General features: G+C 63.3%; 12 protein-coding genes. 2 read left to right on the forward strand and 10 right to left on the reverse strand.

Features of this window, described 5'->3' with window-relative positions; genetic code table 11:
- Positions 1-93 precede the first annotated feature (93 nt).
- Positions 94-444 (forward strand): MarR family transcriptional regulator, encoded by a 351-nt coding sequence (locus tag HJB89_RS00780; RefSeq protein WP_003589207.1) that lies wholly within the window; start codon positions 94-96, stop codon positions 442-444.
- Positions 445-491: 47 nt separating this feature from the next.
- Complete coding sequence (locus HJB89_RS00785; protein ID WP_207582496.1) at positions 492-1,349, forward strand: NlpC/P60 family protein; 858 nt, start codon at positions 492-494, stop codon at positions 1,347-1,349.
- Here HJB89_RS00785 and HJB89_RS00790 read toward each other — a convergent pair whose 3' ends face one another.
- The 10 genes from HJB89_RS00790 to glnT all read right to left on the reverse strand — a co-directional run bounded on the left by HJB89_RS00790 (position 1,350) and on the right by glnT (position 14,590).
- Positions 1,350-2,741 (reverse strand): amidase, encoded by a 1,392-nt coding sequence (locus tag HJB89_RS00790; RefSeq protein WP_207582497.1) that lies wholly within the window; start codon positions 2,739-2,741, stop codon positions 1,350-1,352.
- 36 nt (positions 2,742-2,777) lie between these two features.
- Positions 2,778-3,638, reverse strand: coding sequence for an ABC transporter permease (locus HJB89_RS00795; protein ID WP_207582498.1), 861 nt, complete (start codon positions 3,636-3,638; stop codon positions 2,778-2,780).
- Positions 3,639-3,641: 3 nt separating this feature from the next.
- Positions 3,642-4,589, reverse strand: a complete 948-nt coding sequence (locus HJB89_RS00800; protein WP_221141775.1) for an ABC transporter permease — start codon at positions 4,587-4,589, stop codon at positions 3,642-3,644.
- A 182-nt stretch (positions 4,590-4,771) separates the two neighbouring features.
- Positions 4,772-6,301, reverse strand: coding sequence for an ABC transporter substrate-binding protein (locus HJB89_RS00805; protein WP_221148687.1), 1,530 nt, complete (start codon positions 6,299-6,301; stop codon positions 4,772-4,774).
- A 152-nt stretch (positions 6,302-6,453) separates the two neighbouring features.
- Complete coding sequence (locus HJB89_RS00810; RefSeq protein WP_221116508.1) at positions 6,454-7,374, reverse strand: LysR family transcriptional regulator; 921 nt, start codon at positions 7,372-7,374, stop codon at positions 6,454-6,456.
- A gap of 43 nt (positions 7,375-7,417) precedes the next feature.
- Positions 7,418-8,413 (reverse strand): P1 family peptidase, encoded by a 996-nt coding sequence (locus HJB89_RS00815; protein ID WP_221132987.1) that lies wholly within the window; start codon positions 8,411-8,413, stop codon positions 7,418-7,420.
- A gap of 129 nt (positions 8,414-8,542) precedes the next feature.
- Positions 8,543-8,737, reverse strand: coding sequence for a hypothetical protein (locus tag HJB89_RS00820; protein ID WP_003544544.1), 195 nt, complete (start codon positions 8,735-8,737; stop codon positions 8,543-8,545).
- A gap of 522 nt (positions 8,738-9,259) precedes the next feature.
- Positions 9,260-12,181 carry an aminotransferase gene (locus HJB89_RS00825; RefSeq protein WP_221148688.1) on the reverse strand — a complete coding sequence of 974 codons (2,922 nt, stop codon included), beginning with the start codon at positions 12,179-12,181 and terminating at the stop codon, positions 9,260-9,262.
- Between the two features lie 118 nt (positions 12,182-12,299).
- A complete protein-coding gene (gene purU, locus HJB89_RS00830) occupies positions 12,300-13,184 on the reverse strand; it encodes a formyltetrahydrofolate deformylase (protein ID WP_207585327.1) in 885 nt (294 codons plus the stop codon).
- 98 nt (positions 13,185-13,282) lie between these two features.
- Positions 13,283-14,590 carry a type III glutamate--ammonia ligase gene (gene glnT / locus HJB89_RS00835; RefSeq protein ID WP_207585328.1) on the reverse strand — a complete coding sequence of 436 codons (1,308 nt, stop codon included), beginning with the start codon at positions 14,588-14,590 and terminating at the stop codon, positions 13,283-13,285.
- Positions 14,591-14,611 lie beyond the last annotated feature (21 nt).

The raw sequence follows: 14,611 nt of genomic DNA on the forward strand, positions 1-14,611 counted from the left end.
CACCGTGCCGGGCGGCAATTCCTGCCGCCTCTTGCATGTCGATGCCAACTGCCGGAAAATGAAACGTTAGCGTAACGATCTTCCGGAGGGGCCGTGCCGATCGAATTGACCGCCTCGCAGGCGCTGGGGCTCTGGCATGGCGTGGCGCTCGATCAGGTCCGTCACGATGACCGCGATTTGACGTTGCGCCAGATGGCGATCCTGCTGCATATTTATCTGGTGCCGCCGCCGCATACGGTGCGTGGGCTTGCCGCCACCCTTGACGTCACCAAGCCGGTCATCACCCGCGCCTTGGATACGATGGGCGAAATGGGCCTGGTCGATCGTGTGCGCGACGATGCCGACCGGCGCAGCGTAATCATCAAGCGCACCGTCGGCGGCGCGCTGTACCTGGAAAAGCTTGGCGACCTCGTCCGTGATCAGGCCCGCCGGCTGCCGCTCTGAGAGGCCATCTGAATGGCCACTTGAAAGGCCACTTGAAAGGAATGCCAATGACGATGCTCGACCGCCGGCTGCATGCCTATCGGCCCGATCTCGCCGAAGCGGGGCTCGAAGGCAAGGTAGAGGCTTTGCGCTTCGTGGACGGCGCCCTGGCGCGTGTCGCCGTTCCGGTCGTCGGCCTGCGCCCCGAACCGGACCTTGCGCGTGGCATCGATACCGAACTGCTTCTTGGCGAGGACGTGACGGTGTTCGATCGCGCCGGCGGCTGGTGCTGGGTGAAAGCCGCTTCGGACGGTTACGTCGGTTATCTCTCTGCAGACGCGCTGTCGGAAGGCCGGCCGCCCCCCACCCACATCGTCACCGTCCAGCGCACCTTCCTTTATTCGGAGCCGGAATTGCGCAAGCCGCACCAGGCCATCCTGTCGATGGGAAGCCGCGTCCATGTCGCCGGCGAGGCGGAAGCGCGCGGCAATCACTATGTCGTGCTCGATGACGGAACCGCGATTTTTGCCAAGCACCTCCAGCCGATCGGCGCCCTCGCTGGCGCCGACTATGTCGAAATCACGGCCCGTTTTCTGGAAACGCCCTACCTCTGGGGCGGACGCTCCGGCCTCGGCATCGATTGCTCCGGCCTCGTCCAGCTGGCGATGCTGATGAGCGGCCGAGATGCGCCGCGCGATACCGACATGCAGGCGGCCGGCCTCGGCCAGCCGATCGACCGCGCCGAAATCCGCCGCGGCGACCTGGTCTTCTGGAAGGGCCATGTCGCCGTCTTCGAGGATCCGGAAACCATCCTCCACGCCAACGGCCACAGCATGACGGTGGCGCGCGAGAATTTCGAGGCCGCCGTAAAGCGTATCGGTTGGCTTTACGAGCAGCCAACCGGCTACCGCCGCCCGACCGGCTGATCAGCGGATCGGTCGCCGCGGCCAGGCGCTCACCCCGCCCGCCCAATCCTCGAAGGTTTTCGACAGCCGAAGCACCCGCATGTCGTCAAAACGCGGCCCGACGATCTGCAGCCCGATCGGCATGCCCGACCGGGAGAAACCGCAATTGATCGAGGCGGCCGGCTGCTCCGACATGTTCCAGGGCACCGTAAAACCGATATGCTCGAAGGGCAGGGCCGGATCGTTGGTCGGCGATGCCCATTCGGCCGGGTAGGAGATGATCGGATTGGTCGGCGAAAGCACGGCGTCGACCTCGCTGAACAGCCGTCCGCAGTTCTTGCGCATCTCGATCGTCTGGTTGAAACCCTTGACCGCATCGACGCCTGCGATATCGGCACCGCCCTTCGCCCAATCCCTTATATAGGGCAGGATGCCGTTGCGTCGCTCTTCGTCGAGCTCCGCAATATCGCCCCAGAAGCGGGAGCGCCAGAAATCGTCGAGCCCATCGAGCATCGCGCGTGTCAGCACCGGTTGGGCGGCGATGATGGTCGCGCCGGCATCCTCGAAGTGCCGCGCCGCCGCTTCGACCGCGGCCTTGATCTCGTCGTCCACTGCAAGCCCGCAGCCGGCATCGAGCATCAGCCCGATCCTCATGCCAGACACGTCAAGGTCGAGATCCATCCAGTTGAAATCGTTCGGCGGCAGGCTGGTTCCGTCGCGCCAGTCCGGCTTCGACAGCGTCGCCATCGAGGAGGCCACGTCCTCGACCGTGCGCGCCATCGGCCCGGCGCAGCGCCCGACATAATAGGGGTCGACCGGGATGCGCCCATGGCTCGGCTTGAAGCCGAAAATGCCGGTCCAGCCGGCGGGAAGGCGCACTGAGCCACCAATATCCGTGCCGATATGCAGCGGTCCGTATCCGGCCGCCGCGGCCGCGGCCGCCCCGGCACTCGATCCGCCGGGATTTTGCGTCGTATTCCAGGGGTTGCGGCTGAGAGGATGAAAGCTCGAAAGGCCGGAGGAAAGCATGCCGTAATCGGGGCAGGTGGTCTTGGCGAAGATCACCGCGCCGTCTTCCCGAAGCCGCGCGGCGGCGGGCGCATCGGCATCAGCCGGTTTGAGTTCCACTGCTTTCGTGCCGAGCGGCACCGGCTGGCCTTTCGTGGCGATCAGTTCCTTCAACGTCACCGGGATGCCGTCGAGGACTCCCAGCGTTTCGCCCTTCGCCCAGCGCTCCGTCGAGGCCTTCGCCAGCGCGCGCGCTGCTTCCGGGTCGTAGAGGTAGAGTGCTGAAATCGAAGGCTCCCAGGCCGCGATATGATCTTCGAGTGCGAGCCAGTATTCGAGGGGTGAGAGGCTTTTATCGGCGAAGTGCTGCCTGAGTTCGCGGATGGTGAGGTCGGTTTCGGTCATGGCATGGTCTTTCGGGCGTTTCGTCTCGGAAGAACATCAGCGGCTCGCCTCGCGCGGGTCGAGAAGATCGCGCAACCCGTCGCCGAGCATGTTGAAGCCGAAGACGGTAAGCGCGATGGCAAGGCCGGGCAGGATCGCCAGCCAGGGCGCCAACGCCAGATAGGTTTGTGCATCGGCGAGCATCCGGCCCCAGGTCGGCGCCGGCGGCGCCATTCCGAGCCCGAGGAAGCTGAGGCCCGCCTCGGTGAGGATCGCCAGCCCGAGCTGGATTGCGCCGTGCACGATGATCTGGCTCGCTATATTCGGCAGCACATGACGGAGAGAAATCGTCAGGCGCGTATTGCCGATCGCGCGCGCCGCCGTCACATAATCCCGGCTCCATGCCTGTAGCGAGGTGGCAAGCGTCACGCGTGCAAAGACCGGAATCATGAAGACCGCGATCGCGGTAATCGCGGTGAAACGGCCAGGCCCGAGAAAGGCGCCAAGCACCATGGCGGACAGGATCGGCGGCAACGCGAAGATGACGTCGCAGATGCGCATCAGCAGCGCTTCGAAAGGGCCGCGGATGGCCGCCGCCGAAATGCCGGCGATCGAGCCGATCGTTCCGCCGATCGCAACCGCGGTGATGGCGATCGACAGCGAATTCCAGCAGCCCGCCATCAGCATGGAAAGCACGTCGCGGCCGAACTGATCCGTGCCGAGCACGCCGAAGGCAAGAGGCGGCTGCAGTTTGTGAATGATTTGCATCCTCGCTGGCGGCAGCGGTGTCCAGACGAGCGACAGCAGCGCAACGGCCATCAGCAGACCGATGATCGCCGCTCCCGAGATCAGGTTCATTCGCCGGCTAAGTATAAAGGCTCGGCCGCGGCTGGCGACGGCAGGAACAGCAGGAGCCATGCTTCATGCCGCCTTTCTCATCCTGGGATCGATCGCCAGATAGGAGAGGTCGACGATGAAATTCATCACGATGACGAGGGCTGCGAAGAACAGCACGACATCCTGCATCACGATGATGTCGCGCTGGGAGAGCGCCTGAAGCGCGAGCCGCCCGAGTCCGGGCAGGTTAAAGACGTTTTCCACCAGCACCGCGCCGGCGATGAGAAAGGTAAACTGCAGCCCGATCATGGTCAGGATCGGGATCAGCGCATTCGGCACGATATGCCGCCACAGCACGGCGCTGCGTGAAAGCCCTTTGGCCACCGCGGTGCGGGCAAAATCCTCGTGCATCGTGTCGAGCACCGCTGAACGCGCCACCCGCGTCAACACGCCGGCCTGCGGCATAGCCAGTGCGACGGCCGGCATCACCAGAGCCTGGAGCGCCGGTAGAACGCCGGCGCTCCAGCCCGGGAAGCCGCCCGCCGGCATCAGCCCGAGCATCGTCGAAAACAGGATGATCAGCAGCAGCGCCACCCAGAAGGCGGGCACCGCGATGCTGATCTGCGAAAACAGCGTTGCGATGATGTCGAAGATGCCGCCGCGGCGCGAGGCGGCCAGCACGCCGAGCGGCACGGCGATCATCACCGAAAGCACGACCGCCATCAGCGCCAGCGGCAGCGTCACCGCCAGTCGCTCGACGATCAGCCCCGCCACCGGAACGCCGTAGGTGTAGGATTGACCGAGATTGCCTGACACTACACCGGCAAGCCATTGCCCGTAACGCAGGATGAGCGGCTGGTCGAGGCCGAGATCATGGTGCAGCGCCGCCAGCGTCTCCGGGCTTGCAGAGGTGCCGAGCATGATCGAGGCGGGATCGCCGGGAAGCAGGTCCATGACGGCGAAGATCAGCAGTGAGACGATCAGAAGCGTAACGAGGAGACCGGTGAGACGGCGGGCGAGGAGCGCGATCATGTGGGCCACGCTGCCGGGGTGGCACGGCGGCTCCCCGCGCCATCCGCCAGCGAAATTAAACAATGTCGTCCCGGGCTGAATGGACTTAGTGAGGCAGGGGCAGGGCTGCGCGCTATATCGGCCAAAAGCATGTCGGATCTCCCCAAAGCCGGCGCAACCACCCACCTAACAAACCTACCGCCTCACTCTTTCCAGGAAACCCCAGACAACACGTTGGAAGGGATCGGTTCGTTTTCCCACAGCCCCTTCAACTTCTTGTCCCAGACGCCGAGCTTCGGCATGACGAAGAGGTAGAGCGCCGGCACGTCCTCGGCGAGGATCTTCTGTGCTTCGCCATAGATCGCACTCTGCGCGGCGGGATCGGCCGTCTCCTGGACCTTCTGCATCAGCGCGTTGAAGGCTGGGTTCTTGTAATTGAAATAATAGGGATCGCGCCCGTAGATGTCGATGTCGAGCGGCTCGGCATGGGCGACGATTGTCATGTCGAAGTTGCGGTCCTTCATGATGTCCTGGACCCATTTCGCTGGAAACTCGGTCGGCTCGATAGTCATCGTCACGCCAATTTCGGCAAACATCGCCTGCATCACCTCAGCGCTGCGCGGCGCATAAGCCATCTGCGGCGATTTGATCGTGAAGCTGAAGCCGTTGGGATAGCCGGCTTCGGCAAGCAGCGCCTTTGCCTTCTCGACGTCATAGGGGAGCACGCCTGTCATGTCCTGATAGCCCGGATCGTTCGGCGTGTAGTGGCTGCCGATCGGCGTGCCGAGGCCGGACCACGCGCCGTCGATCACCGTCTTGCGGTCGATTGCCATCATCAGCGCCTGGCGCACGCGCTTGTCGTCGAACGGCTTCTTGGCATTGTTCATACCGGCGACGACCTTGAGCTCGGTATTGCCGATGCTGGTGACCAGCCTCGCATCGCCGTCGAAGGAAGTCATCAGTTCGGGTGCGGCAAATTCCGGAAAGGCATCGAGATCGCCGGATTTCAGCGCAGCCGCCTGCGCCTGCGGATCGGCAATGAAGCGGAAAGTCACCTTGTCGAGCTTGGCGGCCGCATCCTTGTCCCAGTAATCAGCATTCTTTTCCAGTTCGACCTTGTCGCCCTTCGCCCAGCTGGCGAATTTGAAGGGGCCGGTGCCCACCGGCGTCGTCTTGTCGTCGGCCGCCGTCTTGGGCGCGACCATCACCGATGCCGGCCAGCCGAGCCAGTAGATCAGGCTGCCGGTCGGCGCCGAGAGATGCAGCACCAGGGTTTCGGCATCGGGCGTATCGATCGAGGCGATCGAGGCGAAGAAGCGCTTTTGCGGATTGACCGAATCCGCGCCGCGGGCGCGGTCGAGCGAGAACTTGGCGCTGGCGGCATCGAAGGCCTCGCCGTTATGGAATTTGACGCCGGCCTGCAGCTTGAACGTATAGGTGAGGCCATCGGCGGAGACCTTCCAGTTCTTTGCCAGCTGCGGCTGGATCTTGCCGGCCTGGTCGATCGTCACCAGGCCCTCGAACACGTTCTGCCAGGTCACCTGGCCGATCGCCACCGGTGCTGCGATCGTCGGATCGAGGCCGGTCGGCTCGACGCTCATGCCGAGAGCGAGGGTGGTCTTTGCCGCTTCCGCCGGCGTCATCGCCGTCATCACGAGGCCGGCCGAAACGACGGCACCGAGGGAAAGCCGTCGGACGAAACGCGCTGACGGCGCAAAGGAAAGCTCGATCATCATGTTCCCTTGTCTGGCCACGCTCAGTTGGCGGAGGCCCCTTTTGCGAAAAGAGTGGCACTATCCCGGTGCACACACAATGACGATTTTGTGTGCTCAGTGTAGCCGAAAAAGCTACACCGCAAATCGGCCGTCAAGGCAAGCCGGAAGCGTCAGACTTTTGCCTCGGCTCGGCGGTTCGTTTGCTCGCGCATGAACCTCTCGATGAAGTCGAGCAGCTTCGTCGCGGCGAAAGACAGCTGCCGGTCGGGCGCGACGCAGAGATCGACATGGGTGCGGATGCCGGTCTTGCCGGAAAGCGGAATGGCCAGAAGCTGGCCCGCTTCGATCTCACGGCGGACGGCAAGTGCTGGCAACAGCGTGGCTGCGGCCCCGCTGAGCACCAGTTCCTTCAACATTTCGAGCGAGCTGGTGACGAAGACCGGATCGAGGCTCAACCCCTCCTTCTCGAACAGCGTGTCGAAGGCCTGGCGGAAGCCGAAGGATTGATCCGGCAGTGCCAACGCGTAGTCGGCGAGCGTCCTCAGCGGGATTTCGGCATGCGCGGCCGCCGGATGCTGCGGCGTGGCGATGAGATCATAGGCGATCTCGGAGCGCAGCCGCACTTTGGTGCCGGACAGGACCGGCGCAAAAAGCGTCACCGCGATATCCGCCTCGGCGCTGTTGACGGCATCGATCGCCTGCCGCGCGCTGGTGATCATCACGCTAAAACGCAGCTGCGGATATTTCAGGCTGAATTCGGCCAGCGCCGGCGCCAGCAGATTGGCGACGGTGGCGCCGTTGGCATAGATGCTGACACGGCCACGCTGCAGGCCCTTCAGGTCTTCGATCAGCTGCTGCACGTGATCGAGTTCGCGCAGCGTCCGGCCAGCGCGGGCAGCAAGCAGCTCGCCGGCGGCCGTCAGCTTGACGCCGCGGGCGCTGCGTTCGACGAGCGGCGCACCGAAATGATGTTCGAGGTTCTCGATCTGCCGGCTGATCGCCGTCGGCGCGACGTTGAGGTTCTCGGCCGCCTGGCGCATAGAATTGGTCCTGACCAGCTCGTCGAAATACATCAGCGCCCGGATCTGCATTCACGTCTCTCCGCCATTCTGCCCGGGTTGCGACCCTATTCAATCAATGACCGTCAGGATAGCGGTCGCGCCAAGCCATTTGCCCGCCCTCGGCCGGCAGCGCGGTGGCGGCGTAGACGCCACGTGCGATCGCCCGTGCCATGACGATAGTGGCAAGGTGGCAAAGTTCCATCAGGCTCGCCATGTCGTCTCTGCGATGCCTTGCGGTCGAGGCGGCAAAGACGGTGTCGCCGTCGAGCGGCAGGTGTGCCGGCAGCAGCGCCCGAGCAAGCCCGTCATGGCCGGCCAGCGACAGCCGGTGCGCCTCCGCCTTGGTCAGCTGCGCGTCGGTCACCACCGCGCCGATCGTCGTCGCCGGCCCGTTCATGCCCTTGAGCCGCATCCTGTGATCGGCCGCATCTGGCATGCCGAGCCCGCCGAATTCTGCGTCTTTTTCGAAGGGTGCCGCCCAGAAATGCGGCCCGTCGCCGATCGTCGCCGAGCCGAGCGCATTGACGGCGACAACAGCCGCGACGCGGTGGCCGGCGCTGCTGACGGCGCTGGCCGAGCCGAGCCCGCCCTTGAACGTGGCCGTCGTCGCACCCGTGCCGGCGCCTGTAGTGCCGAGCGCAAAGGCGCCCTTGGCGGCCGCCTTCAAGGCGGCGTAACCCATATCGCGATAGGGCGAGTGCAGCCCCCAATCCTTGTCGCCGCCGTTCAAGAGGTCCATCAGGATCGCCTGCGGCACGATCGGTATACGCACCGGCCCGACTGCAAAGCCGCGGCCGAGTTCGCGCAATCCCGCCTGCACGCCGCCGGCGGCATCCAGCCCGAAAGCCGATCCGCCGGAGAGCACGAAGGCATCCACGGCGTTGACGGTCATCGACGGATCGAGCAGGCCGGTGTCGCGTCCGCCCGGCGCGCCGCCGAGCACCGTGCCGGAGGCGACCGCCGGCGCGTCGAAGACGATAACCGTGACGCCGGAACCGAGCGCAAGGTCGGTCGCATGGCCGATGGAAACGCCATCGATGTCGGTGATGAGGTTGAGAAGATCGGGCAACGGCGGATCCTTATGCGGAAAGGCCGCCGATAGGACTGCAATTACCCTCAAAAAACAAGACCGGCCCCGAATGGCGGGACCGGTCGAACATCGGGAAAAGCCGTGAATGCGAGTGCCGGCCTCATGCCCTCAGGCATGAAGCGGCTTCGGATGACGGCGGGTCATCAGATCGTGGATGGCCAGCCGCACCTCGTCCGGCGAGCCGAAACGCTGCTCGTCGAGGTCGTGGACATGAAATTTCACGGCGATGAACTTCAGCCGGTCTTCATCGGGAATGACGATCCCGACAGGAACGCCTGCATATTCGATAACTTGCTTCTTCATAGATAGAACTCCTGCCACGCGACATGCGCAGCCATGGCGAATTGACTTGTCTGGTACCGTTGAAAGGAGGACGAACGTCACATTCGACAGTTCGGGCGGGAGAGGGCGCCCGGACGGTCATTGCCAAGCACAAATCGCCCAAGGAGATCGGCGAGAATATCGATATCTATCATGCTCGTTCCTTGCGTTGGCGTTGCACTTGAGAGGTCCCGGAAGAGCCCGGGGCCGGCGATGGCTGTCTTTGATAATCTACCAACTTGATAGAGATTACCCTACAGCCTGTCAGAAACATATTCCGAAACGTGTCAAAAAATCGACGATCCGAAAAATTTCATTCCATCCAAGTGGAAACTTACGGAAAGAAACATATCAGCTCTTCGTAAAATTCGCATGACAGAATCAGCGTTCTATCGATCGCCGCAGCAGACATAGGAAGCCCGGCTGAATCAGGCAATGGCCCGTTTCGTTAAAAATCGAAATGCCTCGAAATGACCGATTTGGTTAATCCGGAGAGAGCCTTTCTCACCAGCCTTCGTCGAGCACCTTCTCCAGCATGTCCGCGAAGAAATCCGCGCTTTCGATGCTGAGGCAGAGCGGCGGTTTGATCTTCAGCACGTTTTGGTGATCGCCGGTCGGCTGCATGATGACGCCGAGGGTCAGCAGCCGGTCGCAGATTGCCGCCGTCTCTTCGGTGGCCGGCTCCAGCGTCGTTCTGTCGCGGACGAATTCGAGGCCGAGATAGAGCCCCATGCCATGCACGGCGCCGGCAATCGGATGGCGGTCGATCAGTGCGGCAAGCCGCGCCTTCAGATGATCGCCGACCGTCCGGGCATTTTCCTGCAGCATCTCCTCGGCCATGATGTCGAGCACCGCCATGCCGGCGATGCAGCTGACCGGGCTGCCACCGGTAGAGGAAAAGAACGTGCCCTCCTTCTCCAGCGATTGCGCGATCTCCCGTGTGGTGATGACGGCGCCGAGCGGATGGCCGTTGCCCATGCCCTTGGCCACGGTGATGATGTCAGGCACGACCCCTTGCTGCTCGAAGCCCCAGAAATAATGTCCGAGCCTGGAATAACCGACCTGCACCTCATCGGCGATGCAAAGGCCACCGCGAGCGCGCACCTGCGCATAGACTTGGGTGAGATAACCGTCCGGCAGCGGAATGCCGCCGGCATTGCCGTAGACCGATTCGCAGATGAAGCCGGCAAGGCCCTTGCCGCCGGCGTCGATCGCCTCCAGCACGGGCGTTATGGCGCCGACATAGCTGGTCGCCGTATCGGGACCGCGGAATGCGCCGCGATAGGTATTCGGCGACACGACGGCATGCACCCAGTCCGGACGGGTGGTCAGTGCCTGCGGATTGTCGGCGATCGAGGTGGAGACGGCGTCACTTGCCGCCGACCAGCCGTGATAGGCTTCGAGCAGGCAGAGCATGTTGCGCGCGCCGCTATGAGCCTGCGCCAGCCGGATCGCCAGATCATTCGCCTCCGAGCCGCTGTTGACGAGGAAGACCGCGTCGAGCCCATCCGGTGAAAGCGCGGCGAGCCGTTCGGAAAATTCCGCGATCGCCGCATAGTGGAAGCGTGAATTGGTGTTGAGCCGCAGCCATTGGGCGTTGATCGCCGCCGCAAGCTTGGGATGGCCATGGCCGAGAATGGAGACGTTGTTGACCATGTCGAGATAGGTGCGGCCCTCGACATCGAATACATGCTCCTTCCAGCCGCGCTCGATCTGCGGCGGCACCGCGTAATAATTCTTCTGCGCCCCTGCCAGATGCGCCTGCCGCCTGGCAAGCAGCTCGGCGGTTTCCGGTCGCGGCGCATCCGCTTGCCGGTCGAGGAGCAGCGACGGAGAAGGGCAGAGCACCGACCAGGCCGCTGCCTCGCGCGGTGTGGCAAAGAGCGGCGGCTCGAACCCCGCGACGCTGCAAAGCTGGACGCGCAGCCCGCCGAGCGACGAAACCTCGCCGACGACCGTGCCGAGCGGGTCGCCGCCGGCAACCTCGGCTTCATTCTCGACCGAGAGGTCGAGCCCGTCGAGGTGCAGGGTCATGCTGTCGCTGGTCAGCGTCAGATGTTGGTCCTTCCAGCCGATGCGGCCGGCAAACGGCGCAGCAACGGCGCTGCCTGCGGCAAGGCATATATCGATATGCAGGGCGCAGGTCGCCTGTCCCCTGGCGGTTCCCGCCCGGGAAAGCCGATATTCGCCGTAGCGCGTCGCGGCCGTGCCGTTTTCGGTCGCAGCGCGGGCAAGCAGCCGCCAGTCCATGTCGGCATTCAGCCAGTTGCCGGCGGAAAAATGCGGGCTCCGTACACCAAGATCGACATAGGCGATCCCGGCGGGCTCGATGTCAGGCAGCAGCGGCAGCCATCCCGAAGTTTCCGGGGCGGCGACATCGGCGCCGGCGGCCTTGAGGATCGCCGCTTCCATAAGCTCGAAGGGCACGGACATCGCTGTATCGAAGATCGCCCGCTCGCGGTCCAGATTGCCGCGTGCATAATCATTCTCGGGATCGATCGAAATCTGCTGCTCGCCGCTGGCGACAAGAATGACCGCGCGCGCGACGATCAATGGCCAGAGCGCCTTCAGCTCCTCCTCGGTCAGCGGATAGATCGCCTGATAAGCGGTGATGGCGGGCAGGATATGAAAAGGGTCGCCCTCGGCATGATGCAGCAGCGAGGCGCAGGTGACGGCGAGGTCGCCGACCAGCCAGCCGCGGATGATGTCGCCGAAATCGATCACCCCGTCGGGGATTATATGGCCATGGGCATTGCGGTGACCGACGACATTGTCGCCGGTAACGTCGTGATGCACGGCCTGCAGCCGAAGCGACGGCGCCAAGGGCTGGATGCGGCGGACCGCCATCACCATGGTCTTGGCAATCCGGTCGCGGGCGGCGCTGTCAGTGATGACGGAAAGCAGTTGCACCGCGACCGGCCCGGCGCGCCTGAGATCCCATTGCAGGCTGCGGTCGAGGCCGGGGTGGTTGAAGTCGGCAAGCGCCAGCGCCAGCCGCGCGCAGAGCGCGCCGAGCGCCGCGACGGAAGCCGGCGCCAGATAGGTCAGTTCCGTCAGCCCCTGGCCTTCCAGATATTCGAGCAGCCGGACTTGGCAGCCTTGTCCGCGCACGGTCAGGACGAGGATCTCCCGTCCGTCATTGGTGGCGATCACATTGGGAACGCGTGGCGCATCTTGCCTGCTCTTGAGATGATGGATCGCCGCATTCTGCGCCTGGAGTTCGCGGGTCTCGTAAACGGCATGGCAGATCTTCAGGACGTAGCGACCGCGATGGCTATCGACGCGGAAGTTCCGATCCTGCTGGCTGCCGAGTTCGGCAACGGTGCCGGACAGACTGTAATGGGCAAGCAGGATCTCTTCCGCGTCGGCAACGGTCACGTCGGGACGCGGCAGCGCCATGCGATCAACAAGCGCCTCGTCGGTCATGACACCCCTCCCGCAGCATGATTCGATTACCCATTGAAGGCGATAATCAAATACTTGCTGCTGGCAGGCAACGGGAGATTGTCGTTTGCCAGCAAAAGAGAGTGGGTCTCGGCCGCGTTCAGCCCATGCGTTCGGAGGCGTAGCTGCCGGGGCTTGCCGGGAAGACCACGGTGCGGTTGCCGTTGATGAAGGTGCGGTGATGGATATGGGCGTGGATGGCGCGGGCCAGCACCTGGCTTTCGACATCGCGGCCGATCGAGACATAGTCGTCGGGCGACTGCGCATGGGTGATGCGCGCCGTGTCCTGCTCGATGATCGGGCCTTCGTCGAGATCGGCAGTGACGTAATGCGCCGTCGCCCCGATCAGCTTGACGCCGCGGCCGTAGGCCTGCTTGTAGGGGTTGGCGCCCTTGAAGCTCGGCAGGAAGGAATGGTGGATGTTGATGATCTTGCCCGACATCTTCTGGCACATCTCGTCCGACAGGATCTGCATGTAGCGGGCGAGCACGATCAGCTCGGTGCCGGTCTGCTCGGCCACCTCCATGATACGGGCTTCGGCCTGAACCTTGTTGGCCTTGGTGACCGGAATATGGTGGAAGGGAATGTCGTGGTTGACCACGACCTTCTGGTAGTCGAAATGGTTGGAGACGACGCCGACGATGTCGATCGGCAGCGCGCCGATCTTCCAGCGATAGAGCAGGTCGTTGAGACAATGGCCGAAGCGCGACACCATCAGCAGCACCTTCATGCGCTTCTCGCTGTCGTGAAATTCGTAATCCATCGAAAAGGGGGCGGCGACCGGTGGAAAATCGGCGCCGATCTCGGTGCCCGAAAGACCCTCTTCCGAGATGAACGAGACGCGCATGAAGAACTTGCCGGTATCGAGATCGTCGAACTGTGAGCTGTCGATGATGTTGCAGCCCTTGTCGGCCAGATAACTCGAAATCGCCGCCACGATGCCGCGCGTCGACTTGCAGGATACGGTGAGTACGACGTTTTTCATGCTGTCTTTTCCTTCACGAGATCAGGTGCCGAGGATGCGATCACGCCGAGCTTGTCAGCCCGGCGTGTCGGCGGTCTTCGAAGACATCGGTCGGCCGCTCAGATGTCGAGCGTGCTGTCGCGTTCCCACTGGGTGAAATGCGAGCAGTAGGCATTCCATTCCCGATGCTTGAGCTTCAGGTAGGCGGAGGAAAATTCTGCCCCCATCGCCTGCTTCAGGCCCTCGTCGGCATCGTAGGCGCGTAGCGCATCGAGCAGGTTGAGGGGCAGGCGCGGCGCGTCCTTCACCAGATGCCCCTCGGCATACATGTCGATATCGTAGTGGCGGCCGGGGTCTGCCTGACTGCGGATGCCGTTAAGGCCGGCGGCGATGATGATCGCCTGCAGCAGGTAGGGATTAACAGCCCCGTCCGGCAGGCGCAGCTCGAAACGTCCCGGTCCCGGCACGCGCACCATGTGGGTGCGGTTGTTGCCGGTCCAGGTCACGGTGTTCGGCGACCAGGTGGCGCCCGATGTGGTGCGCGGCGCGTTGATGCGCTTGTAGGAATTGACCGTCGGATTGGTGACCGCGGCAAGCGCAGAGGCATGTTTCATGATGCCGCCGAGGAACGTCTTACCCTGAGCCGAGAGCCCAAAGGCCATTTCCTTGTCGGCGAAGGCGTTGACCTTGCCATCGATGTCCCAAACCGAGATGTGGGCGTGGCAGCCATTTCCGGTCAGGCCCTTGAAGGGCTTCGGCATGAAGGTGGCGCGAAGGCCATGCTTTTCGGCGACCGACTTGACCATGAACTTGAAGAAGGAGTGCTTGTCTGCGGTCTGAAGCGCGTCGTCATATTCCCAGTTCATCTCGAACTGGCCGTTGGCATCCTCGTGGTCGTTCTGATAGGGCTTCCAGCCGAGCTCGAGCATGTAGTCGCAGATCTCGGCGATCACATCGTAGCGACGCATCACGGCCTGCTGATCGTAGCAGGGCTTTTCGGCGGTATCGAACTGGTCCGAAATCACCGAACCATCCGCAGAGATCAGAAAGAACTCGGGCTCCACACCGGTTTTTACCCGCAGCCCTTCTTTCGCAGCCTCAGCAACCAGCCTTTTCAAGAGCACACGTGGTGCCTGTTCGACAGGCTGATCGTCCATCACGCAGTCGGCTGCGACCCATGCGACGTCTTTCTTCCATGGGAGCTGGATGACGGAGGACGCATCGGGAACCGCGAACAGGTCGGGATGGGCCGGCGTCAGATCGAGCCAGGTTGCAAAGCCCGCGAAGCCGGCGCCGTCTTTCTGCATATCGGCAATGGCTTGCGCCGGGACCAGCTTGGCGCGTTGGCCGCCGAACAGGTCGGTGTAGCTGATCATGAAATATTTGATGCCTTTTTCGGAGGCGTATTGCGAGAGGTCCAGTGTCACGTTTGTCCCCTTGTATTGATC

Origin of the sequence: Rhizobium sp. NZLR8, assembly GCF_019685025.1 — a bacterium.
Taxonomy (GTDB): domain Bacteria; phylum Pseudomonadota; class Alphaproteobacteria; order Rhizobiales; family Rhizobiaceae; genus Rhizobium.